Source organism: Synechococcus sp. H55.9, from assembly GCF_047462355.1.
In the GTDB taxonomy this organism is placed as follows: domain Bacteria; phylum Cyanobacteriota; class Cyanobacteriia; order Thermostichales; family Thermostichaceae; genus Thermostichus.
In genome coordinates this window covers 1-1,379 of record NZ_JANSJB010000184.1, presented here as the reverse complement: position 1 = coordinate 1,379, position 1,379 = coordinate 1, and the positions used below count along the sequence as shown (strand labels likewise).

Annotated in this window: 1 pseudogene; it reads right to left on the bottom strand. The window is 67.1% G+C overall.

The window, feature by feature from the left end:
• Positions 1 to 87 precede the first annotated feature (87 nt).
• A pseudogene (locus NW857_RS12975) lies at positions 88 to 1,122 on the bottom strand (ATP-binding protein); the annotation flags it as partial.
• Positions 1,123 to 1,379 lie beyond the last annotated feature (257 nt).

Genomic DNA, 1,379 nt, shown 5'->3' with positions numbered 1-1,379 from the left:
CCTGCTATTTGCCGGCGGGGTTACGGTTCCCCCCTCGCCCCCCCCGGGTGGGGGGGGGGCGGGGGGGGGGGTACCCGGCTGTGGCTATGGGGGGGGCGGCGGGGGTTGCTCGGGGTCGTAGCGGGCGCGGGGCAGCAGCACCAGTTGTACCGCCTGTTGTAGATCTTCGGCTACCAGGCGATCCCGTCCCTCCAGCGCGGCCAGGGCACAGGCGGCCCGCAGGGCAAACTGCTCCCCTCGATGGCCTTGGACGTTGCCGCGGATGGCCTCTTGCACCAGGTAGTGGATCTGTTCCCGCCGCGGTTTGACCTGGGGCAGCCACTCCCGCGCCAGGATAATCTGGGTGCGGATTTCCTCCAGTTCCGCCCGGTGTTCCGCCAGAAAAGGGTCGGGGGCATCGCCGAATTGGTTGGCCCGCTGGGCGATCTCCCGCCGTTCCTCCAGGCTCAGCTCCCGCTCCAGCGGCACCACCATGGCCAGGCGATCCAGCAGGTGGGGGCGCAGGGATCCCTCTTCGGGGTTGTAGGTGGCCACCAAGAGAGGCCGGCAGGGGTGCTGCAGGCTTAGCCCTTCCCGTTCCAGGCGGTTTACCCCCTCCCCTACCACCGTCAGCAGCAGGTTGACGATGGCGTCGTCTAAGAGGTTGATGTCGTCCACATAGAGCACGCCCCGGTGGGCGGCGGCCAAGAGCCCCGGTTGGAAAACCGTTTCCCCCTGCCTCACCGAGGCCTCCACATCCACGGATCCCAAGAGCCGATCCTCCGTCACCCCCAAGGGAATCTGGACAAAGGGAGGGGCCATCACCCGGGTGGGGGGCGTTGTTCCCTGGGGGTAGCGGGCCTTGGCCCAGTCTGACCAGGTCTCGGGCCGCGCCGGGTCGTCGTTGCAATAGGAGCCGGCAATCACCTCGATAGGAGGCAGCAGGGCGTGGATCCCTCGGGCTAAAACCGACTTGGCCGTGCCCCGTGGCCCCACCAGCACCACCCCTCCCAAGCCGGGATCCACCGCCGCCAACAATAGAGCCAGCTTGGCGGTTTGCTGTCCGACCACGGCGGTAAGAGGGAAGGTGCGGGGAGGGGCCAGGGTTGCAGATCCCGAAGGGGACTTAGGGAGGTGGGTCATCGACGGTTAGATCTTGGCGATCTTTTGAGAATCTTCCCAGATCCAGGGCAGATTGAGAGCTGTACACCCCAGTCTATCGTTTTCAAGCGACGCACCGCTTGCGCGACCGAGATTTCTAGGGACGTTCCCAGACCGCTCTGCTCCCTCACCCCCAGCCCCTCTCCCAAAGGTGCCCAAGCGCTCCGCGCCGCTCACGCGACCACCCCCAGCCCCTCTCCCAGCCCTCACCCCCAGCCCCTCTCCCAAAGGGAGAGGGG